The organism is Streptomyces sp. NPDC107471, assembly GCF_055582845.1.
Window position 1 is genome coordinate 157,979 of record NZ_JBVJPC010000016.1, and the last position, 20,409, is coordinate 178,387.

At 72.4% G+C, this 20,409-nt stretch carries 20 protein-coding genes; 12 read left to right on the top strand and 8 right to left on the bottom strand.

The window, feature by feature from the left end; all coding sequences use genetic code 11:
• Nucleotides 1-489 precede the first annotated feature (489 nt).
• Complete coding sequence (locus tag ACZ66S_RS37905) at nucleotides 490-2,340, bottom strand: bifunctional metallophosphatase/5'-nucleotidase (protein ID WP_469906122.1); 1,851 nt, start codon at nucleotides 2,338-2,340, stop codon at nucleotides 490-492.
• A gap of 146 nt (nucleotides 2,341-2,486) precedes the next feature.
• Between ACZ66S_RS37905 and mshD the strand changes: the two genes are divergently transcribed.
• Nucleotides 2,487-3,413, top strand: coding sequence for a mycothiol synthase (gene mshD / locus ACZ66S_RS37910; RefSeq protein WP_469906123.1), 927 nt, complete (start codon nucleotides 2,487-2,489; stop codon nucleotides 3,411-3,413).
• A gap of 84 nt (nucleotides 3,414-3,497) precedes the next feature.
• Here mshD and ACZ66S_RS37915 read toward each other — a convergent pair whose 3' ends face one another.
• The 5 genes from ACZ66S_RS37915 to ACZ66S_RS37935 all read right to left on the bottom strand — a co-directional run bounded on the left by ACZ66S_RS37915 (nucleotide 3,498) and on the right by ACZ66S_RS37935 (nucleotide 8,110).
• On the bottom strand, nucleotides 3,498-4,154 hold the full coding sequence (locus tag ACZ66S_RS37915) for an ABC transporter (protein WP_469906124.1): 657 nt from the start codon (nucleotides 4,152-4,154) through the stop codon (nucleotides 3,498-3,500).
• Nucleotides 4,141-5,685, bottom strand: a complete 1,545-nt coding sequence (locus ACZ66S_RS37920; RefSeq protein WP_469906125.1) for an ABC transporter permease — start codon at nucleotides 5,683-5,685, stop codon at nucleotides 4,141-4,143. Before ACZ66S_RS37920 ends, ACZ66S_RS37915 begins: the two co-directional genes overlap by 14 nt.
• Nucleotides 5,682-6,545 carry an ABC transporter ATP-binding protein gene (locus ACZ66S_RS37925; RefSeq protein WP_469906126.1) on the bottom strand — a complete coding sequence of 288 codons (864 nt, stop codon included), beginning with the start codon at nucleotides 6,543-6,545 and terminating at the stop codon, nucleotides 5,682-5,684. Before ACZ66S_RS37925 ends, ACZ66S_RS37920 begins: the two co-directional genes overlap by 4 nt.
• A 61-nt stretch (nucleotides 6,546-6,606) precedes the next feature.
• Nucleotides 6,607-7,434, bottom strand: a complete 828-nt coding sequence (locus ACZ66S_RS37930) for a cupin domain-containing protein (protein WP_469906127.1) — start codon at nucleotides 7,432-7,434, stop codon at nucleotides 6,607-6,609.
• Nucleotides 7,435-7,567: 133 nt separating this feature from the next.
• Complete coding sequence (locus ACZ66S_RS37935) at nucleotides 7,568-8,110, bottom strand: RNA polymerase sigma factor (protein WP_469906128.1); 543 nt, start codon at nucleotides 8,108-8,110, stop codon at nucleotides 7,568-7,570.
• Between the two features lie 122 nt (nucleotides 8,111-8,232).
• Between ACZ66S_RS37935 and ACZ66S_RS37940 the strand changes: the two genes are divergently transcribed.
• The 9 genes from ACZ66S_RS37940 to ACZ66S_RS37980 all read left to right on the top strand — a co-directional run bounded on the left by ACZ66S_RS37940 (nucleotide 8,233) and on the right by ACZ66S_RS37980 (nucleotide 17,261).
• Entirely contained in the window at nucleotides 8,233-8,625 is a 393-nt protein-coding gene (locus ACZ66S_RS37940; RefSeq protein ID WP_469906129.1) for a GntR family transcriptional regulator, read from the top strand.
• Entirely contained in the window at nucleotides 8,622-9,539 is a 918-nt protein-coding gene (locus tag ACZ66S_RS37945; RefSeq protein WP_469906130.1) for an ABC transporter ATP-binding protein, read from the top strand. The genes ACZ66S_RS37940 and ACZ66S_RS37945 overlap by 4 nt, the downstream gene beginning before the upstream one ends.
• A complete protein-coding gene (locus ACZ66S_RS37950) occupies nucleotides 9,536-10,501 on the top strand; it encodes a hypothetical protein (protein WP_469906131.1) in 966 nt (321 codons plus the stop codon). Before ACZ66S_RS37945 ends, ACZ66S_RS37950 begins: the two co-directional genes overlap by 4 nt.
• Nucleotides 10,498-11,247, top strand: a complete 750-nt coding sequence (locus ACZ66S_RS37955) for a hypothetical protein (RefSeq protein ID WP_469906132.1) — start codon at nucleotides 10,498-10,500, stop codon at nucleotides 11,245-11,247. Before ACZ66S_RS37950 ends, ACZ66S_RS37955 begins: the two co-directional genes overlap by 4 nt.
• 908 nt (nucleotides 11,248-12,155) lie before the next feature.
• A complete protein-coding gene (locus ACZ66S_RS37960; protein ID WP_469906133.1) occupies nucleotides 12,156-14,390 on the top strand; it encodes an RNA degradosome polyphosphate kinase in 2,235 nt (744 codons plus the stop codon).
• Nucleotides 14,371-15,441 carry a CHAD domain-containing protein gene (locus ACZ66S_RS37965; protein WP_469906134.1) on the top strand — a complete coding sequence of 357 codons (1,071 nt, stop codon included), beginning with the start codon at nucleotides 14,371-14,373 and terminating at the stop codon, nucleotides 15,439-15,441. Before ACZ66S_RS37960 ends, ACZ66S_RS37965 begins: the two co-directional genes overlap by 20 nt.
• Nucleotides 15,438-15,857, top strand: coding sequence for an NUDIX hydrolase (locus ACZ66S_RS37970; RefSeq protein WP_469906135.1), 420 nt, complete (start codon nucleotides 15,438-15,440; stop codon nucleotides 15,855-15,857). The genes ACZ66S_RS37965 and ACZ66S_RS37970 overlap by 4 nt, the downstream gene beginning before the upstream one ends.
• A gap of 292 nt (nucleotides 15,858-16,149) precedes the next feature.
• Nucleotides 16,150-16,986: an SCO4651 family lipoprotein gene (locus tag ACZ66S_RS37975; RefSeq protein WP_469906136.1), complete on the top strand. Its 837-nt coding sequence runs from the start codon at nucleotides 16,150-16,152 to the stop codon at nucleotides 16,984-16,986.
• Between the two features lie 98 nt (nucleotides 16,987-17,084).
• On the top strand, nucleotides 17,085-17,261 hold the full coding sequence (locus ACZ66S_RS37980) for a hypothetical protein (protein WP_179200355.1): 177 nt from the start codon (nucleotides 17,085-17,087) through the stop codon (nucleotides 17,259-17,261).
• A 36-nt stretch (nucleotides 17,262-17,297) separates the two neighbouring features.
• Here the strand turns inward: ACZ66S_RS37980 and ACZ66S_RS37985 are convergent, their stop codons facing one another.
• The gene (locus tag ACZ66S_RS37985; protein ID WP_031050083.1) at nucleotides 17,298-17,660 is read right to left on the bottom strand and encodes a metal-sensitive transcriptional regulator; all 363 of its coding nucleotides are present in this window, start codon (nucleotides 17,658-17,660) and stop codon (nucleotides 17,298-17,300) included.
• A 211-nt stretch (nucleotides 17,661-17,871) separates the two neighbouring features.
• Between ACZ66S_RS37985 and ACZ66S_RS37990 the strand changes: the two genes are divergently transcribed.
• Nucleotides 17,872-18,492, top strand: a complete 621-nt coding sequence (locus ACZ66S_RS37990) for a DUF47 domain-containing protein (protein ID WP_045555910.1) — start codon at nucleotides 17,872-17,874, stop codon at nucleotides 18,490-18,492.
• Nucleotides 18,493-18,500: 8 nt separating this feature from the next.
• On the top strand, nucleotides 18,501-19,499 hold the full coding sequence (locus ACZ66S_RS37995; protein ID WP_469906137.1) for an inorganic phosphate transporter: 999 nt from the start codon (nucleotides 18,501-18,503) through the stop codon (nucleotides 19,497-19,499).
• 104 nt (nucleotides 19,500-19,603) lie between these two features.
• On the opposite strand, the gene pstB is transcribed toward ACZ66S_RS37995, so the two are convergent.
• On the bottom strand, nucleotides 19,604-20,380 hold the full coding sequence (pstB, locus tag ACZ66S_RS38000) for a phosphate ABC transporter ATP-binding protein PstB (protein ID WP_469906138.1): 777 nt from the start codon (nucleotides 20,378-20,380) through the stop codon (nucleotides 19,604-19,606).
• Between the last annotated feature and the right edge of the window lie 29 nt (nucleotides 20,381-20,409).

Here is a 20,409-nt window from a genome sequence, read left to right on the forward strand (position 1 = left end):
CGGGCTTGGCGGCCTTCTTCACGGGCACGATCTTGTGGAAGCTCATGTCTGCATCCTTCTCTGTCAGAGTTCTGCAACAGTTGAATTTGATTTACGTGAGTAAATTCTTTGTCAGCCCTTGTGGGCGACCGGGCGACGCTTCGGCGCCTGCTTCTTCGGCTGGGCCTTCTTCGGGGCCGAGGCGGGCTTGCGGGTCTTCTTCACCGGGGCGATCTTGCGGAAGCTCATCGTGTCGTCCTTTGCTTTTACGTTTTTCGCTTTCGACATGGAAAACACTACGGCACTCCCGCAGCCAAAAAAGCCATTTCGCCTTAGACCTCAATAAGACTGGATGTGCATCGCCTGAGAATTGAAAGGCTGACACAGAATTTAAGGCCGGACATCCACGGACCGAGCCGGACATGGAACGGCCCCGCCGACACCACCGCCCGGTGAGGCGGTGGGTGATCGGCGGGGCCGGGGAGTGCGCGGTGCGCTGCGGCAGGCGCCCTACTGGACGATCGTGATCCGGTTCGCGGCCGGCGGGGCGATCGGGCTGCCCGCCGACGAGTTGGCCGTCAGGTACGCCACGAGAGCGGCGAGGTCGTCGCCGCCGACGAGGTCGTTCGTGCCCTGGCCCAGCGTGGTGAAGCCGTCGCCGCCGCCCGCGAGGAAGCTGTTGGTCGCGACGCGGTAGGTGGCCGCCGGGTCGAGGGCCGTGCCGTTCAGCTTCACGGAGTCGACGACGATCCGGTCCGCGCCGGTCTTCGTCAGGTCGAGCGTGTAGGTGAGGTTCGCCGACGGCAGCAGGATCTTCGGCGAGGCCGCGTTCGAGCCGCTCACCTGCTCCTGGAGGACCTTGACGAGCTGGGCGCCGGTGAAGTCCTGGAGGTTCACGGTGTTGGAGAACGGCTGCACGGTGAAGCCCTCGGCGTATGTCACCACCCCGTCGCCCTCGGTCCCCTTGGCCGCGTAGGTCAGGCCCGCCCGGACCCCGCCCGGGTTCATCAGCGCGAGGTCGGTCTCGGGGTCGAGCCCCTTGCCGTGGGCGAGCTGCGCGTCGGCGATCAGGTCACCCATCGGGGACTCGGTGCCGGTGCTCGGGACGTCGGCGGAGATGTAGCCGATCGGACGGTTGCCGATGGGCGCCGCGAGGGTGTTCCACCTGCCGATCAGCTCGGTCATGTCGGGCGCCTTGGCGACGGTCCGGGTGACCACGTGGTTCGCCGACTTCACGGCCGTACGGGCGATGTCGCCGGTGAAGCGGTCGTACGTCAGCGTGGTGTCGGTGTAGAGCCGGCCGAAGGAGGCGGCCGAGGTGACCATGCGCGGGTTGCCCGCCGGGTCGTCGATCGTGCACACGTAGGCCGCGTGGGTGTGGCCGGTGACCAGGGCGTCCACGGACGGCGAGATGTTCTTGGCGATGTCGACGATCGGGCCGGAGATGCCGTCGCCGGCACCGGGCGCGTCACAGTCGTAGTTGTAGGCGGCGGAGGCCGGGGCCCCGCCCTCGTGGATGAGGGCCACGATCGACTTCACGCCCTGCTTCTGGAGCACGCGGGCGTACTTGTTGATCGTCTCGACCTCGTCCTTGAACTTCAGGCCCTTGACGCCCTCGGCGGAGACGACACCGGGGGTGTCCTCCAGGGTGACGCCGATGAAGCCGACCTTGACGTCCTTCTTCTTCCACACCCAGTACGGCTTGAGGATCGGCCTGCCGGTCCTCTCGTCCAGGACGTTCGCGGCGAGGTAGGGGAAGTCGGCGCCCTCGAACTCCTTGTCGGTGTAGCAGCCGGCGGTGGGGTGGCAGCCACCGTTCTGGAGCCGGGCCAGTTCCTTCGCGCCCTCGTCGAACTCGTGGTTGCCGACGCTCGTCACATCGAGGTCGAGCTTGTTCAGCGCCTCGATGGTGGGCTCGTCGTGGAAGAGGCCCGAGACGAGCGGGGACGCGCCGACCATGTCACCGCCGGCGGCCGTGACGGAGTAGGCGTTGCCCTTGCGGGCCTCGCGCAGATGGGTGGCGAGGTACTCGACACCGCCCGCGTCGATGGTCTTCGTCGTCCCGTCCGCCTGGAGCTCGGTGACCCGGCCGGAGGAGCCGGACGGCGGCTCCAGGTTGCCGTGCAGGTCGTTGAAGGACAGGAGCTGGACGTCCTGGTAGCGGCTCGGCAGCGGCTTGCCGTGCTTGTTGTCGTGCGCGCCCGCGGGCAGTGCGGCGGCCAGGGCGCCGACGGTGGCGAGACCGGCGGCCACGGCGACCAGACGGTACGTACGACGTCCGCGGCGACCGGCGTCCGAACGGTTCGGCCGGTCCGACCGACCCGGCTGATCGGTCAGGTCCGACTGGGATATGGCTGGCATACGCCCCCCTGTGTTCCGGATGTGAGAGTGCCCCCGTCCGGCCGCAGCCTAGGGTCAACGCGCGTAGCGCGACAGAGGTTTCGTGGTTACATCCTGGTTGCTTCTTTGCCGCCGCTTTGCCGCACCCTCCCCTTACCCTCGTAGCCATGACCAGCGACGACATCGCACGCCCCGGCATCTCCCGCTCCATCGAGACCCTTTCGGCACTCTCGCCGGAACAGACCGAGGCGGTCCTCGGGCTCCTCGCCGAGGCCGCGCACGACGACGGCCAGCAAGCGGTGTCCGAACAGGGCAGGTTGCAGCTCAGGGGCGGCGCCCGCGAGGGCGTGTCCCATCTGCTGCTGCACGTCGGCACCGAACTGGCCGGATACGCCCAGTTGGAGGACACCGACCCGGTGGAGGCGCCGGCGGCGGAGCTGGTCGTGCACCCCGCCCACCGCGGCCACGGCCACGGCCGCGCCCTGGGCTCGGCGCTCCTCGCCGCCTCCGGCAAGCGGCTGCGGGTGTGGGCCCACGGCGGCCACAGCGCCGCCCGTCACCTCGCCCAGGTCCTCGGGCTCACCCTCTTCCGCGAGCTGCGGCAGATGCGGCGCCCGCTGGCCGGTCTGGAGCTGCCCGACCCGGTGCTCCCGGCGGGCGTGACGGTCCGCGCCTTCGTGCCCGGCGAGGACGACGCCGCCTGGCTCGCGGTGAACGCGGCCGCCTTCGCCCACCACCCGGAGCAGGGCTCGCTGACCCAGCGCGACCTCGACGACCGCATGTCCGAGGCCTGGTTCGACCCCGAGGGCTTCTTCCTGGCCTTCCGCGACGGCGAACTGGTCGGCTTCCACTGGACCAAGGTGCACGCGGCCGAACAGCTCGGCGAGGTCTACGTCCTCGGCGTCCGCCCCGGCACCCAGGGCGGCGGACTCGGCAAGGCCCTCACGACGATCGGCCTGCGCCATCTCGCCGCCCAGGGCCTGCCGACCGCGATGCTCTACGTCGACGCCGACAACAAGGCGGCGGTCTCGGTCTACGAGCGGCTCGGCTTCACGACCTACGAGACGGACCTGATGTACCGCACGGAGACGTGAGGCCGCGCGGGTGAGATCCCGCGCGGTGCGGGACCGCCGGGGCGGGCGGGGGTGGGATCGCGGGGGACGGGATCGCGCGGGTCATCAGGCGGCGGGGCGCACCCGCAGCCGTCGTACCGGTTCCGGGCCGCAGGCCGTCCACACCAGGGCCGCACTCACCAGCACCCACGCCCACCGCACGTGCGCCGCCTGCCACTCCGGGTCCCCCACCGGGACGAACAGGTCCCAGCGGGCGGGGAGCAGGAGGGGGCCGAGGAGGGCGAGGGTCAGGACGGCGGCCGCCACCGAGGGCCCGGGTTCGGGTTCGTCGGTGAAGCGGACCGCCACCGCCGCCGCGGCCAGCGCGAGGACGGCCGTGGCCGCCGCCTCCAGGGTGACCGCGCCCACCGGCGGCCGCACGTCCCCGGGCAGCAGGGCGAGCGCCGCCGTCCACCACAGCGCGGCGACCGGCGCGGCCAGCGCGACCCGCAGCCCACCGCGCACCCAACGCCGGGTGGGGACGGGGGCGGTGAGCCTGCGGGCCGGGTCGTCCATGAGGAAGGCCAGGCCCAGGGCGAAGAGGAGGGCGGCGGCCCGGAGAAGGTTGAGCCCGAGCCACGCGTCGGGACGTGCGGACAGCAGCCGCGGCAGCGCGACGACCAGCAGGCCCACGACCGCCCCGGCACCGACCGCCCGCCACGGCACGGTGCGTGCCACGGCCGCGACCAGCGCCCACCGGGCACCCCCGTCACTCCTCCGCACAGTCGTTCGCCTCCTTCGGCACCTCGGTGCCCAGCACCCGCGCCACCCGGGCGGTCGAGACGCCCGGCGCGGTCAGCTCGCTCCAGTGCCGCTTGACGGAGGCCGTCACCTCGCCGCGCGGCCGGCGCAGCAACTCCCGTACGACATCGGTCTGTCCGGCCGTCATGGACAGCCCGCTGGTCGGGGCGAGGACGCCCGCGTCCCCGGTGACGCTGTCGTCGAGGCGGACGTCCGCGAGGGCGGTCATCGGATGCGCGTCCCCACCCAGGGCCAGCCACATCGTGGTGACCACACGGCCGTCGCACAGTTCGCTGCCCTTCGTCTCGTCACCGGCGACCAGCACATAGGCGACGGCGACCGCGAACTCGGGGACCCGGTTGCCGCCCCACCGGGTGTCGGCGGTGACCTGGTGCGGCGCGGTGAGCGGGTCGATCGCCGCGTCGCCGCTCAGGCCGTACCGGGCCTCGACCCGCTGCCGGACGAGAAGGGGCTGCCCGGCGGCCGTACCGCCGGCCAGGGACCGGACGCGGTCCACGACCCCCGCCCAGTCGCCCGTACGGCCGGTCCACTCGGGGAAGGCGCAGTACGTCGAGCCGTCGAGCCGTACGCACGACTGGACCCGCTGCGGGGAGACCGAGACCTGTTCGCGGGCCGCGGCCAACTCCGGTGACACGCCGCCGGACTGGCCCACCGCACCGGTCACGGTCAGCGCGAGCGCGCCCGCCGCACCGGCCTTCAGCAGGCGCGTCCGGCCACCGCTCACCAGCACCGCGCAGAGGGCCAGCAGCAGGATCAGGCCCGTCAGGTACAGGGCGTGCCAGGCCGCGGGGCGGCCGACGAGGTCCGAGGGCAGGACCGTGTTGTTGCTGTTCTCGTCGACGATCGGGGACAGCCACCGGGTCCACTCCGCGCCGCTGGTGCCCGCGGAGACGAACACGCCGAGGACGAAGAGTCCGACCACGCCGACCGGCGCCGCGAACGGGGACGGGACCAGCCGGGCGAGCAGCACCCCGAACGCGCCGCACAGCAGCACGTACAGGGGGCCGACGGTCAGTTCGGCGAGGGAGCCGTGGCCCACCGCGCCCGGCCTGAGGGCCTGCCGGGTGAACTCGCCGAGCACCACCAGCGCGGTGACGGCGGCGAAGGGCACCACGGACAGCACATGGGCGACCGTCCGCCGCCACGGCTCCATGACCAGGACGTCGAACTGCCGGTCGGTGCCGCGCCTGCGGGTGCGCAGGGTGCACCGGTTGACGCACACGAACAGGGCGATCCCCAGCAGCAGGGGCCCGCTCTGGGTGCCGCGGTCGACGTTCTGGAGGGCCGGGAAGGCCTCCATGCCGTCCTTCTGGTGGAACAGCGTCCAGGCGGTCCAGCCGACGTACAGCAGGAGCGTCACCAGCACCGGGATGTACCGCAGCAGATCACGGGCCTCGAAACGGGCGAGCGCGAACACCGCGGCCCAGGCCCGGCGCGGCTCGTCCTCGGGGACGGCGGTGGACTCGGCCGTCGTCTCGGTCACCAGGCTCATGCCGCCGCCACCTTCGCGTCCGCGTCGTCCAGGGTGAGCAGGTAGCCGTCCTCCAGGGTGGGTTCGAGGAGTTCGGCACCGGTCGGCGGGTCCCCGACGTTGCGGAAGGAGCCGGTGCCGGTGCGCCAGCCCGCCTTGGCGCCGGGGGCGCGTTCCGTGCTGCTCCACACCCGGCCGGCCGCGCGTGCGGTCAGTTCGGCGGGGGTGCCCGCGAAGAGGATGCGGCCGTCGGCCATGACGAGGACGCGGTGGCAGAGCATCGCCACGTCCTCGGTCTGGTGGGTGGACAGCAGCACGGTCCGCCCCTCCCCCGCCTGGGCGATCAACTCCCGGAACCGCATGCGCTGTTCGGGGTCGAGTCCGACGGTCGGCTCGTCGAGGACGAGGAATCCGGGGTCGCCGACGAGGGCGGCGGCCAGCGCGACCCGCTGCCGCATCCCGCCGGACAGCTTCTTGATGCGCTTCGCGCGTACGTCCCCGAGGTCGACCTCCTCCAGGACGCGCCGCACCTCGCGGTGGCGGGCGGTGCGGTCGGTGAGCTCCTTGAGGATCGCCACGTAGTCGACGAACTCGAAGGCGCTGAAGTCCGGGTGGAAGCCCGGGGTCTGCGGCAGATAGCCCAGCGAGCGCCGGACCTGTTGCCGGCCGCGCGAGCTGCCCGGGTCGTGGCCGAGGACGGTGAAGGACCCCCGGTCGGCGGGCACGGCGGTGGCGAGGACCCGCAACAGGGTCGTCTTCCCGGCCCCGTTGGGCCCGAGCAGCCCGGTCACCCCCGGCGTCAGCCGCAGCGACACGTCGTCGAGGGCGCGGGTGCCGCCGTAGCGGAGATGGAGCCCGGAGGCGGAGACGGTGACGGTCATGCGGGGCTCCCGTTGCGGAGGTCGAGTCGGTGACGGAGGAGAGGGCGCGGTGCGGCGGCGGTCATCCGGCGCTCCCGTTGAAGAGGTCGAAGCGGTCACGGAGGAGGAAGAGCAGGCCGGCGCCGAGCACGGCCACCGCCCCCGCCACGCCCTGCCCGGCCGCCGTGAAGGGTGCGAGGGCATCGCTCTGCGCGTGCTGCGCGGCCTGTGCGGCCAGCAGTACGGCGATCCAGGCGCCGCCGACCAGGGAGGGCGCGAGGACCGGGCCGAGCCGCGGGGTGAGGGCGAGACCGGTCGCGGTGAGGGCGAGCGCGGGCAGCAGCCAGGCCAGGGCGCGCAGGCCGTAGCCGGGCAGGGCGAGGGTGGCGAGCCCGTTGAGGCCGAGGCCCGCGACCAGCACGGCGAGCGTGCGGATCATCAGCAGGCGGAAGCCGTGGGTGGGCGTGACGACCGTCATCTCGTAGGTCGGGTCGAGCACCGGGCCGTAGGACAGCGCCACGCCGACCAGCGGCAGCAGCGGTGCCAGGGCGAGGAACAGGGCCGGCGACTCGGTCGTACGGACCGCGCCGACCGTCGCCAGCAGCAGGAACACCACGGCCGCCAGCCAGGAGCGCCTGAGCACCGGTGTGGCCGCGAGCAGCCGGGCCGTGTGGTCGGGGATCCCGGCCCGCGTCAGCAGCGCCTCCCACCAGCCCGGCCGGGGCGCGTCCAGTTCGGCGTCCAGCCGTTCCCACCCGGCGTCCAGCGCCACCGGGTCGCCGATCCCGGCGAGCAGCCCCCGGCACTCGGCGCAGGCGGCGAGGTGGGTGTCGGCGGACCAGAGCAGGGGGGCGGCCAACTCGCCCCGGGCGTAGGCCCGCAGATCGTCCTCGGCCACATGCCAGGTCATGCCGCCACCTCCTTCACTCGTACGGTCACCGAGCCGTGCGCCCGGTCTTGGGACCACCCCTGCGACTGGCGCAGCGCGCGCCCCCGCGGCCGGCCCCGCCCCCGTGCTCCCACCGGCTGTCGTGCGTACGTCCTCACGCGAGCGCCTCCCTCAGTTGCTTGCGGGCGCGCATCGCGCGGGTCTTGACCGTGCCGGGCGGGATGCCGAGCAGGACGGCGGCCTCGCGGGTGGTGAGGCCGTCGACGACCGTGGCCTGGAGCACCGCGCGCAGTTCCGGTGACAGCCGGACGAGGGCCCCCGCGAGGTCCCCGTGCTCCACCCCCGCGAGCACGCGTTCCTCCGCGGACGCCTCGTCCCGGTGCCGCAGCCGGGACAGGGCCTGCCGGAGCCGGCCCCGCGCCCCGTCGCCGCGCAGCGCGTCGATCAGCCGCCGTGAGCCGATCCGCCACAGCCACCCGGCCACGTCGCCGTCCTCGCGGTACCGCGCGGTCCCCCGCCACACCGCGAGGAACGTCTCCTGTACGACGTCATCGACCACGCCCGCGTCCGCGCAGCGCCCCCGCAGCCGGGCCACCAGCCAGGGCGCGTACCGCCGGTACAGCTCCTCGAAGGCGCCCCGGTCGCCGTCCGCCGCGATGGCCCGCAGCAGATCCCCGTCGCTTCTCGTTTCCCTCACGCCCCCTCATCGGACGACCCCGGCCGACCGGTTCACCCGGCGACAAAGAAATCACGCTTGACTTTCGCGACCCCCTTCCACCACCCTTTCACTACTCAATTAGTGAAAGGGTGGTTGTCCGCGTGGTCGAGTACCGCATCGACCGGCGCTCCGGCGTCGCCACCTACGTGCAGATCGTCCAGCAGACCAAGCAGGCCCTGCGGCTGGGCCTCCTCGAACCCGGCGACCGGCTCCCCACCGCCCGCGAGGTCGTGGAGGCCACCGCCATCAACCCGAACACCGTGCTCAAGGCGTACCGCGAACTGGAGCGCGAGGGCCTGGTCGAGGCCCGCCGCGGTCTCGGCACCTTCGTCCGCAGGACACTCGGCGCCGGCGTCCAGGCGGCCGACACCCCCCTGCGCGCCGAACTCGACGACTGGGCGAGGCGCGCCCGGTCCGCGGGACTCGCCCGCGAGGACGTCGACGCGTTCTTCACCGCCGTACTCGACGAGCACTTCCCGAAGGGGGACCAGTGAGTTCCACCAGCACCACCCCGGCCGTCGCCCTGGAGGCGTCCGGCCTGGGCAAGCGGTACGGCAGGCGGGCCCCCGCCCTCGACGACTGCTCCTTCCGGCTGCCCGCGGGCCGCATCAGCGCGCTGGTCGGCCCCAACGGCGCCGGGAAGTCCACGCTCCTCGCGATGGCCGCCGGCCTGCTGCGCCCCACCTCCGGCACCCTCGCCGTCCTCGGCCGGGCCCCCGGCGCGGTCCGCGACCGGATCGCCTACCTCGCCCAGAACAAGCCGCTGTACCCGCACCTGACCGTCGCCGAGACCCTGCGCATGGGCGCCGAGCTCAACCCGGCCCGCTGGGACGCCGCCCGCGCCGCCCGGATCGTCGAACAGGGCGGCCTGGACCCGAAGTCCCGCATCCGCGGCCTCTCCGGCGGCCAGCGCACCCGGGTCGCGCTCGCCCTCGCCCTCGGCAAGCAGCCCGAGCTCATGCTCCTCGACGAACCGATGGCCGACCTCGACCCGCTCGCCCGGCACGAGCTGATGGGCACCCTGATGGCGGACGCCGCCGAGCACGGCACCACCGTGCTGATGTCCTCGCACATCGTCGCCGAGCTCGCCGACGCCTGCGACCACCTGCTGCTCCTGGGCGGCGGCCGGGTCCGGCTCGGCGGCGGCATCGACGACCTGCTCGCCGCGCACACCCTGGTCACCGGCCGCGGCACCCCCGCCGACCTGGCCCCGCACACGGTCATCGAGTCCCGTACGGCGGGCCGCGGCCTGACCGCCCTGATCCGGCGCGACGGCCCGGTCGGCGAGGGCTGGGCAACCGAGGAGCCCTCGCTGGAGGAACTGCTGCTCGCCCACCTCCGCGCCCCCGAGGCCCCCGCGCTGCTCACCCCGGGCACCACGGCGACCGCCGAGGCGGTGACCGCATGACCACCGCGACCCTGAAAGAGGCGCCCTCCGCCGCCGAGGTTCGGACGGCACCGGGCGGACTGGTCCGCACCGTCCTGCGCCTGCACCGCACCGCCCTGTGGATCTGGCTCGCCCACGTGGCGTTCACCGCCGGCCTGCTGCTGTGGCTGACCGGGCCCGGCGCCGACGCCACCGCCCGGCAGTTGGAGAGGTTCGGCTACGGCGGCGGGGTCCTGGAGGCCGCGTACTCCGGGGACACGCTCCTGTACTTCACCTCGGGCGCGTACAACGACCTCTTCTACGACCCGGCCAACCTCATCACCCTGGCCTCCTTCGCCGTCGCCCTGTTCGCCGGCGGCCCGCTGATCGCCCGGGAACTGGAGAGCGGCACCGCACAGCTCGCCTGGACCCAGTCGGTCTCCCCGGCCCGCTGGCTCACCGCCAAGCTCGCCGTGCCGGCCGCCTTCGTCGTCGCGGGGACCGGTCTGCTCACCCTGCTCTACCGGCAGCTCTGGTCCGCCCACGGCAACCTGCTGATCGCCGGCATCGGCCCTCGGTCCCTGTACTTCTCCCTCGGCCCGGCCACCGTCGCCGCGCCCCTGCTGGGTCTGGCACTCGGCACGCTGATCGGGCTCGCCGTCCGCCGCACCCTGCCCGCGCTCGCCTTCAGCGGCTTCGCGTACTTCCTGGTCTACGCCTTCCGCGGCAACCACTGGCCCTTCCAGGGCCGCTACCAGCAGCCCGAGCTGCGCTCCCGCAGCCACGCGTTCACCTCCACGGGCGCCGAGACCGGCGACCCGGGCTGCTACACCGACAAGGCCTGCCTCGCCCGGCACGACGTGGTCCGCTTCACCCGCGCGTACCTGCCGTCGCCCGACTACTGGCCCCGCCAGCTCCTGGAGACCGGCGTCCTGCTCGCCCTCACCGCGGTGACGGTCGCCCTCGCGTACGGCCTCCTGCGCCGGCGGGCGGCCACCGGATGAGCACCCCGACCGTCCTGCCGAGCGGGCTCGCCCGGACCGTGCTGCGGCTGCACCGCACGGCACTGATCGTGTGGGCCGCCTTCGTCCTCGGCTGCGTCGGCTGCCTGGTGTGGCTGACCGAGGTCACCGCCGTCTCCGTCCACGAGACCCTCGACGCGTGCCCTCGGGACGGGAGCCTGTGCGGCATCGGGGCCCAGCACACGTACAGCGGGGCCGTGGGCTGGATCGGCACCCTCATGTACTACAGCTACTGGGCCGTGGCCGCATGGGCGGGCGGCGCCCTCGTCGGACGTGAGCTGGAGAGCGGCACCGCGCGGCTCGCCTCGACCCAGTCGGTCTCCCCGGCCCGCTGGCTCACCGCCAAGCTCGCCCTGCCCGCGCTGGCGCTCCTGCTCGGCGGTGCCGTGTTCGTCCCCGTCCACCGCTGGGCCTGGTCGGCGCACCGGGACCTGATCGGCGACAGCCTCCTCTTCAACGACGTCTTCGCCGTCCACGGCCCGCTGGTGGTGGCGTACGGCCTGTGCGCCCTCGCGACCGGCGCCCTCACCGGCCTCCTGCTGGGCCGCCCGCTGCCCGCCCTGGCCCTCTCGGTGGCCCTGACGACCCTCCTCAACCGCTCCCTGGAGCCCCTCCGCCCTTCCGCCCCCTTCTGGCCCGCCCACCTCACGGAAACCGCCGTGGTCCTCACGATCACCGCCCTCACGACCACGGCAGCCTTCACCGCCCTCCACCACCGCACCCCCTGACAGAGCCCACCCGGCCCACGAGTCGAAGAGCCGCACCGCGGAGGCACCGGCCTCGATCCGGACCCGCCAGGCGTCGTGGCCGTCCGGGTCGTGCAGCAGCACGGGCCGCCCGTCGGCGAGGTCCTGGTCCGGCAGCGGCGGGTCGGCGGCCATCAGCTCCGCGCGCACCAGCGTCACCAGACGTACGCCGCCACCGGACCCACCCCGCGCCCTGCCACCTGCGCCCCCTTCAGGGGCCACGGGACGTACGAGGCCGGTGTGTGTCTGCCCTCGACCGAGCCGCCCCGCGCCACCTGCCCCCGCGTCCGCCCACCTCGCCGGAGGCACGAACGCCGCGACGCCGGTTCGCCCGTACCCGGGCCTGGCCGCCCCGTGCGCCGCACACCTGCACCGCCCCAGCTCAGGCACCATGCCCCGAGGCGGCCGCCCCGGCACCGGCCCAGCCCGCACCCGCGGCCGCCCCGGCCTCCGCACCCGGCCCGGCCGCCCCCGCCGACGCACGGACGTGAGGCGCCTGCGCGCCCACGCCTCGCACCCGGCCGCCCCCGGAGTGGCCCAGCGCCGCCCACGGAACCCCCGACGCCCGCCCCCGGCCCCGATCCCGACCGTCCCCACCCCACGCCGAACCCGGAACCACCCGTACCGCCAACACCGCCGCCCGGCACCGCACCCCCTGCCACGCGCGCCCTCCTACGCCCGCGAGCCGTTCCCCGATATCCCGAAGGCCATGTCGCCGTAACCGTCGGTTCAGACAGGCTTGCGAGGCTCGGCGAATGAAACCCGCCGTGCCAGAGCCTTCGCCGCCGCCCGAGGGAGCCGCGGGGAACGGGGACGCCCCGGTCGCCGCCGTGCTCCCGCTCGCGGCATCCGACGCGCCCGTTTCGCTCCTGGCGCGGAAGAATGGGTCCATGAGCCAGTCGAACACCCAGGCAGAGGTCCAGCACGTGCAGCCCTCCGTGGGCTCCATAGCCGCGCACCGCCCGCACACCGTGTCGGCCACCGTCTCCGATCTGGAGCCCGACCTCGACGCCGATCTCGACGCGTACGAGGAGATCCCGGTCGACGGGGCCGCCCAGCTCCCCCAGGGCCGTTTCCTCGACCGGGAACGTAGCTGGCTCGCCTTCAACGAGCGGGTCCTGGAACTCGCCGAGGACCCGAACACCCCCCTGCTGGAACGCGCGAACTTCCTCGCCATCTTCGCCAGCAACCTGGACGAGTTCTTCATGGTCCGGGTGGCCGGACTGAAACGCCGTATCGCCACCGGCGTCGCCACCCGCTCCGCCTCCGGCCTCCAGCCCCGCGAGGTGCTGGAGATGATCTGGGCCCGCTCCCGCGAGCTGATGGCCCGGCACGCCGCCTGCTACCACGAGGACGTCGCCCCCGCACTCGCGGAGGAGGGCATCCACCTGGTCCGCTGGAACGAACTGCAGGAGAAGGAGCAGGCCCGCCTGTTCACCCTGTTCCGGCACCAGATCTTCCCGGTCCTGACCCCCCTCGCGGTCGACCCGGCCCACCCCTTCCCGTACATCTCCGGCCTCTCCCTGAACCTGGCCGTGATCGTGCGCAACCCGGTCAACGGCAACCGCCACTTCGCCCGGGTCAAGGTCCCGCCGCTGCTGTCCCGCTTCCTGGAGTCCTCCCCCGGCCGGTACGTCCCCATAGAGGACGTCATCGCCGCCCACCTGGAGGAACTGTTCCCGGGCATGGAGGTCCTGGAGCACCACACCTTCCGGGTCACCCGCAACGAGGACCTGGAGGTCGAGGAGGACGACGCCGAGAACCTCCTGCAGGCCCTGGAGAAGGAGCTCATGCGGCGCCGCTTCGGGCCGCCGGTGCGCCTGGAGGTCGAGGAGTCCATCGACCGCGAGGTGCTCGACCTCCTCGTGCGCGAGCTGAAGATCTCCGAGGCGGAGGTCTACCCGCTGCCCGGCCCGCTCGACCTCACCGGCCTGTTCCGCATCGCGGGCCTGGACCGCCCCGAGCTGAAGTACCGCAAGTTCATCGCGGGCGTCCACCGCGACCTGGCCGAGGTCGAGTCGGCGTCCGCGCCCGACATATTCGCCGCCCTGCGCACCCGGGACGTCCTGCTGCACCACCCGTACGACTCGTTCTCCACGTCGGTGCAGGCGTTCCTCCAGCAGGCCGCCGACGACCCGGACGTCCTCGCCATCAAGCAGACCCTGTACCGCACCTCGGGCGACTCCCCCATCGTCGACGCCCTCATCGACGCCGCCGAGGCCGGCAAGCAGGTCCTCGTCCTGGTCGAGATCAAGGCCCGCTTCGACGAGCACGCCAACATCAAGTGGGCGCGCAAGCTGGAGGAGGCGGGCTGCCACGTCGTCTACGGACTGGTCGGCCTCAAGACCCACTGCAAGCTGTCCCTGGTGGTCCGTCAGGAGGGCGACACGCTAAGGCGGTACAGCCACGTCGGCACCGGCAACTACCACCCCAAGACGGCCCGGCTGTACGAGGACCTCGGCCTGCTCACCGCCGACCCGCAGGTGGGCGCCGACCTCTCCGACCTCTTCAACCGGCTGTCCGGCTACTCCCGCCGCGAGACCTACCGCCGCCTCCTCGTGGCGCCCAAGTCCCTTCGCGACGGCCTCATTTCCCGCGTGAACAAGGAAGTCCAGCACCACCGCGCGGGGCGTCCGGCCTTCATCCGCATCAAGGTCAACTCCATGGTGGACGAGGCGCTCATCGACTCGCTCTACCGCGCGTCCCAGGCGGGCGTGCCGGTCGACGTCTGGGTGCGCGGCATCTGCGCGATCCGCCCGGGCGTCACGGGCCTGTCGGAGAACATCCGGGTCCGCTCGATCCTCGGCCGGTTCCTGGAGCACTCCCGGGTCTTCGCCTTCGGCAACGGCGGCGAGCCGGAGGTGTGGATCGGCAGCGCCGACATGATGCACCGCAACCTCGACCGCCGGATAGAGGCTCTGGTCCGGGTCACCGACCCGGCCCACCGGGCGGCCCTCAACCGGCTGTTGGAGACCGGTATGTCCGACACCACCGCGTCCTGGCACCTCGGCCCGGACGGCGAGTGGACCCGGCACGCCACGGACGCGGACGGCCAACCCCTGCGCAACGTCCAGGAGATGCTCATAGACGCCCGGAGGCGCCGGCGTGGCACAGCAACACCTTGAACCGACGGATCCCCTGTCCGGGCACGTCGGGCCGTCCCCCACTCCCGGCTCCGCCCGAGCGGGAGGGGCCCCCGTCGGGGACGCCCTCGCGGGCTACCTGCGGTCCCAGGCCACGGAGTTCCTCCGCGCCCTGCGCCAGCACCGCGACTTGGGCGGTACGGCGGCGGGCGCGGAGGACCCGGTCGACGCGGCCCGGGCCCTGCGCCGCTCGGTCCGCCGCATCAGCGCCAGCCTCCACACCTTCCGCCCCCTCCTGGACGCCGACTGGTCGGAGTCCCTGCGCCCCGAACTGGCCTGGCTGTCCGGGACCCTGGGCATGGAGCACGCGTACGAGTCCCGCCTGGAACGGCTGCTGCTGGCCCTGCACCGGCTGTCGGGGGCGGTGTTCCCCGCACAGCCGGGCTCCGTCGGCACCACCCCGGCGCCCTCCCCGGACCGCGGCAGCCTCACGGTGGGCGCGGCCAAGGCGGGCGCCCTCCTGGACCGCCAGCTCACCCTCGCCCGCACCCGGGCCCACTCGACCGCCCTCCAGGCCCTCGGCTCCTCCCGCTTCCACGCGGTCGCCGACACCGTCGCCGTACTGGCCAGCGAGGTCCCGCTGGTGAGGAACGCCGCCGGCACCGACCTGCACCCCCTGGCCGCGGCGGCCCAGGAGCGCCTGGAGGACGCGGCGGCGGCCCTGCCCCTGGTCACCGCGGGCAACCCCTACAACGCCGAGGCCCTCGTCCACGGCCTGTCCCCCGACCCCTCCCCGCACCCCCAGGACGCCCCCTGGCACCAGGTCCGCCTGCTGCTGCGCCTGCACCGCTACGCGCGCGAGGTCCTGACCTCCTCGGTGGACGTCCGGCTCCTGACGGCGGGCCAGTGCCTGGACCGGCACCGGGACGCCTCGGAGGCGGCGGCAGCGGCGGCCTCGGCGGCCCGTACCCCCCGCATAGCGCCGGCCACCGCCTACGCCCTCGGTGTCCTGCACGCCGACCAGCGCCACGAGGTGGAGGCGGCCCGGTTCGCGTTCCAGCAGTGCTGGCAGAAGCAGGCGGTGAGCACATGAACGGTCCCGGTGACAGCGACGACCCCGTCGTCCAGGCGGCCGGCTGCGTCCTGTGGCGCCGCTCGCCGGTCGACGGCGATCTGGAGATCTGCCTGGTCCACCGGCCGAAGTACGACGACTGGTCGCACCCCAAGGGCAAGCTGAAGCGCGCGGAGGACGCCCTCGCCGCCGCGCTGCGCGAGGTCGAGGAGGAGACGGGCTACACCGCCGAGCCCGGGACCGAGCTGGCCAGTGTCCACTACATGGCCAACGGCCGCCCCAAGCGGGTCCGTTACTGGGCGGCGGAGGCGACCCGGGGCCGCTTCACCCCGAACGACGAGGTGGACCGCATCCTGTGGCTCTCGCCCGCCGCGGCCCGCAGCCGTCTGACGCAGTACCGCGACCGCACCCTGATCGACGAGCTGCTGCCGCTCTAGCCTGCGGCCGTGTGCCCCTCCGCGTCCGCCCGCGCCTGGCTGCGGGCTCTGCGCGCCGGGCCGCGCCAGCCGCAGGTGCACCGGGCCAGGCAGAAGCGGCCCTGTTCCACCGTCTGCGTGTGGTGGGCCGGTCGGTCGGAGGGGGGTGCGGGGGTCCTGTCCTGCTGCGCCACTCCGACAACGTTACCCAGCTCGGGTAAACGCCCGGTATCCGCGTGACGAGCCCTCCCACCCGTCGTTAAGCGAACGACAGGCCGTCCTTGACGGGCGTATCGGCTGGGGGTAGGCGGCGATGGCGGAGCGGCAGCACAGGCAGGCCGGCGGGTCGGTCGTCGTCGCGGCGGTGCTCATGGCCTGCGCCGGTGCCGGCGGGTGCGCGCCGAGCGGCGCCGCCCTGGACGACGCGCGCGCGGGCGACCCGGTCGGCACCCTGCGCCGGGCCGCCGACACCCTGGTGGCCGCGGGCAGTTCGAAGGCGCGTACGTCGATGGAGATGGCCACCGGCGGCACCCGGGTCACCATCCGCGGCGAGGGCGTGTACGACTACCGCGGGCGGCTCGGCCGGCTGAAGGTGCTGCTGCCGCAGGACCCGGCCGGCACCAGCGAGCACCGGCCGATCACCGAACTCCTCGCTCCCGGCGCCCTGTTCATGAAGAACCGGGGCGCGGGCGTGCCCGCCGACAAGTGGGTGCGGGTGGACACCGCGACCCTCTCCGACGGCAACCTCGTCACGGGCGGGGCCACCGATCCGCTGGTGGCCGCCGAGGTGCTGCGCGGGACCAGGACGGCGACGTACGTGGGCGCGACCGAGCTCGCGGGGACCGAGGTGCGGCACTACCGCGGCACGGCGGATCTCGCCGCCGCGGCCAGGGGCGCCGCCGGCGCCGACCGGGAGGTCCTGGCGGCGGCGGCGAAAGGGTTCGCCACGGCCGCGGTGCCCTTCGACGTCTACCTCGACGACCAGGGCCGGATCCGCAAGGTGCGCCACCGCTTCAGCTTCGTCAACGGCCGGCCGCAGGGCACCGTCGCCGTCGCCTCGACGACCCTGCTGTACGACTTCGGGATCACCACGGACGTACGTCTGCCGGCCGCCCGGGACATCTACGCCGGCAAGATCGCCGAGGGGTGAGCGGCCGGGACGGGCGTCAAGGACTAGCCCGTCCGTGCCATGCGCGGTGTGTAGGCCGCTCCCTACTCTAGGAAGTCGGTGACGGCGGAGAAGAGGTGATGCGCGTGGCTCCGGTCGGCGGTACGGCGGTTCAGGACCACGTGGCCCTCGCCGAGATCGAACTGTGCGGAGAGCTGATCATCGCGGCGTCGGCCGCGGACGACCGGCTCAGCCTGGAGAGCATCGACGAGGTGCTGAGAGTGGCCGAGGAACGCGCGGACGCCCCCGGCCGGTGAGCCGGGAGCGCCTGTTCCGTCACGGGGAAGGCCGGATCACGTGCGCAGCAGACGGCCGATCGCCTTCGTCGCCTCCTCGACCTTCGCGTCGATCTCGGCGCCGCCCTTGACTGCCGCGTCCGCGACGCAGTGCCGCAGGTGTTCCTCCAGGAGCTGCAGCGCGAAGGACTGCAGGGCCTTGGTGGAGGCGGACACCTGCGTGAGTATGTCGATGCAGTAGACGTCCTCGTCGACCATCCGCTGCAGGCCCCGGATCTGGCCCTCGATCCGGCGCAGACGCTTGAGGTGCTCGTCCTTCTGCTTGTGGTAGCCGTGCGTGGTGGGCTCGTGGGTCTCGTGGGGGCTGTTTTCCGCCACTGTCTCGGAGGGCGCCGTGGCGCCGGCCTCGGTCGTCGTCATCGCGTCCTCCACATCACGGCCACACCCTGAGGGAATCACATACCCCTCCTGGGTATATCGTACCGAAGTTTCCCGGGTATAGGGCCTGCGGACGGCCCCCGTGCCAACCACTGTGCCCGATGGGCGACACTGGGGGACGGCCCATTAGCCGTGGCCGGATGATGCACTTAGCATCAGCCTGACCGAAACCGATGCACCCCGAGGACCCCTTGTGCGCTTTCGTCTGACCCCCAGGGAGACGAGCTTCTACGACATGTTCGCCGCCTCCGCGGACAACATCGTCACGGGCTCGAAGCTCCTGATGGAACTGCTCGGCGCGGACGCCTCCGCCCGGGCCGAGATCGCAGAGCGTATGCGGGCCGCTGAACACGCCGGTGACGACGCCACCCACGCGATCTTCCACCAGTTGAACTCCTCCTTCATCACGCCGTTCGACCGCGAGGACATCTACAACCTGGCGTCCTCCCTCGACGACATCATGGACTTCATGGAGGAGGCCGTCGACCTGGTCGTCCTCTACAACGTCGAGGAACTCCCCAAGGGCGTCGAGCAGCAGATCGAGGTGCTCGCGCGAGCCGCCGAGCTCACGGCCGAGGCCATGCCGAACCTGCGGACCATGGACAACCTCACCGAGTACTGGATCGAGGTCAACCGGCTGGAGAACCAGGCCGACCAGATCCACCGCAAGCTGCTCGCCATGCTGTTCAACGGCAAGTACGAGGCCATCGAGGTCCTCAAGCTCAAGCAGATCGTGGACGTCCTCGAAGAGGCCGCGGACGCGTTCGAGCACGTGGCGAACACGGTGGAGACCATCGCCGTCAAGGAGTCCTGAACCCTTCCATGGACACCTTCGCTCTGGTCGTGACCATCCTGGTCGCGCTCTTCTTCACGTACACCAACGGCTTCCACGACTCGGCGAACGCGATCGCGACCTCGGTGTCCACCCGGGCACTGACCCCCCGGGCCGCGCTGGCCATGGCGGCGGTCATGAACCTGGCCGGCGCCTTCCTCGGCTCCGGGGTCGCCAAGACCGTCAGCGAGGGCCTGATCGAGACGCCGGAGGGCTCGAAGGGGATGGGCATCCTCTTCGCGGCCCTGGTCGGCGCGATCGTGTGGAACCTCGTCACCTGGTACTTCGGCCTGCCCTCCTCGTCCTCGCACGCGCTGTTCGGCGGCATGGTCGGGGCCGCGCTCGCCGGCGGCACCGAGGTGATCTGGCACGGTGTGCTCGACAAGGTCGTCATCCCGATGTTCATCTCGCCGGTCGTCGGTCTGGTCGCCGGTTACCTCGTGATGACCGCGATCATGTGGATCTTCCGGCGCGCCAACCCGCACAAGGCGAAGCGGGGTTTCCGGATCGCGCAGACCGTGTCCGCGGCCGGCATGGCCCTCGGCCACGGCCTCCAGGACGCCCAGAAGACCATGGGTGTCGTGGTGATGGCCCTGGTGATCTCGGGCCACGAGACCTACGGCGACCCGATCCCGGTCTGGGTGAAGATCGTCTGCGCGGTGATGCTGTCGCTGGGCACGTACGCGGGCGGCTGGCGCATCATGCGCACCCTGGGCCGGAAGATCATCGAGCTCGATCCGCCGCAGGGCTTCGCCGCGGAGACGACCGGTGCGGCGATCATGTTCACCACCGCGTACCTCTTCAAGGCGCCGGTCTCCACGACCCACGTCATCACCTCGGCGATCATGGGTGTCGGGGCCACCAAGCGGGTCAACGCGGTCCGTTGGGGCGTCGCCAAGAACATCATCCTCGGCTGGTTCATCACCATGCCGGCCGCGGCGATCGTGGCCGCGTGCGCCTTCGGGATCGTGAACCTGGCGTTCCTGTAAGGGCCGTACACGCGATCGGGCCCGCCCCCGGGATTCCGGGGGCGGGCCCTTCGTGTCCTCGCGGTGGCACCGCCATGCAGCACCGCGAGGGGTCCTTGACCGGCTCAGCCGAAGCGGCCGGAGATGTAGTCCTCCGTGGCCTGGACCGACGGGTTGGAGAAGATCCGCTCCGTCTCGTCGATCTCGATCAGCCGGCCGGGCTGCCCGACCGCGGCCAGGTTGAAGAAGGCCGTACGGTCCGAGACCCGGGCCGCCTGCTGCATGTTGTGCGTCACGATGACGATCGTGAAGCGCTCCTTCAGCTCACCGATCAGGTCCTCGATGGCGAGCGTGGAGATCGGGTCCAGGGCCGAGCAGGGCTCGTCCATGAGCAGCACGTTGGGCTCCACCGCGATCGCGCGGGCGATGCACAGACGCTGCTGCTGACCACCCGAGAGACCCGAACCCGGCTTGTTCAGACGGTCCTTGACCTCGTTCCAGAGGTTCGCGCCCTTGAGGGACTTCTCGACGATGTCCGTCAGCTCGGACTTCTTGTACGAGCCGTTCAGGCGCAGGCCCGCCGCCACGTTGTCGAAGATCGACATCGTGGGGAACGGGTTCGGGCGCTGGAAGACCATGCCCACCTCGCGGCGGACGGAGACCGGGTCGATGCCCTGGCCGTACAGGTCCTCGTCGTCGAGGAGCACCTTGCCCTCGACCCGGCCACCGGAGGTGACCTCGTGCATGCGGTTGAGCGTGCGCAGGAACGTCGACTTGCCGCAGCCGGAGGGGCCGATGAAGGCCGTCACCGAGCGGGGCTCGACCGTCATCGAGATGTCCTCGATCGCCTTGTGGGAGCCGTAGTACGCGGTGAGTCCGCTGACGTCGATTCGCTTGGCCATGACTACTTCACTTCCAGATCAGTCGCTGG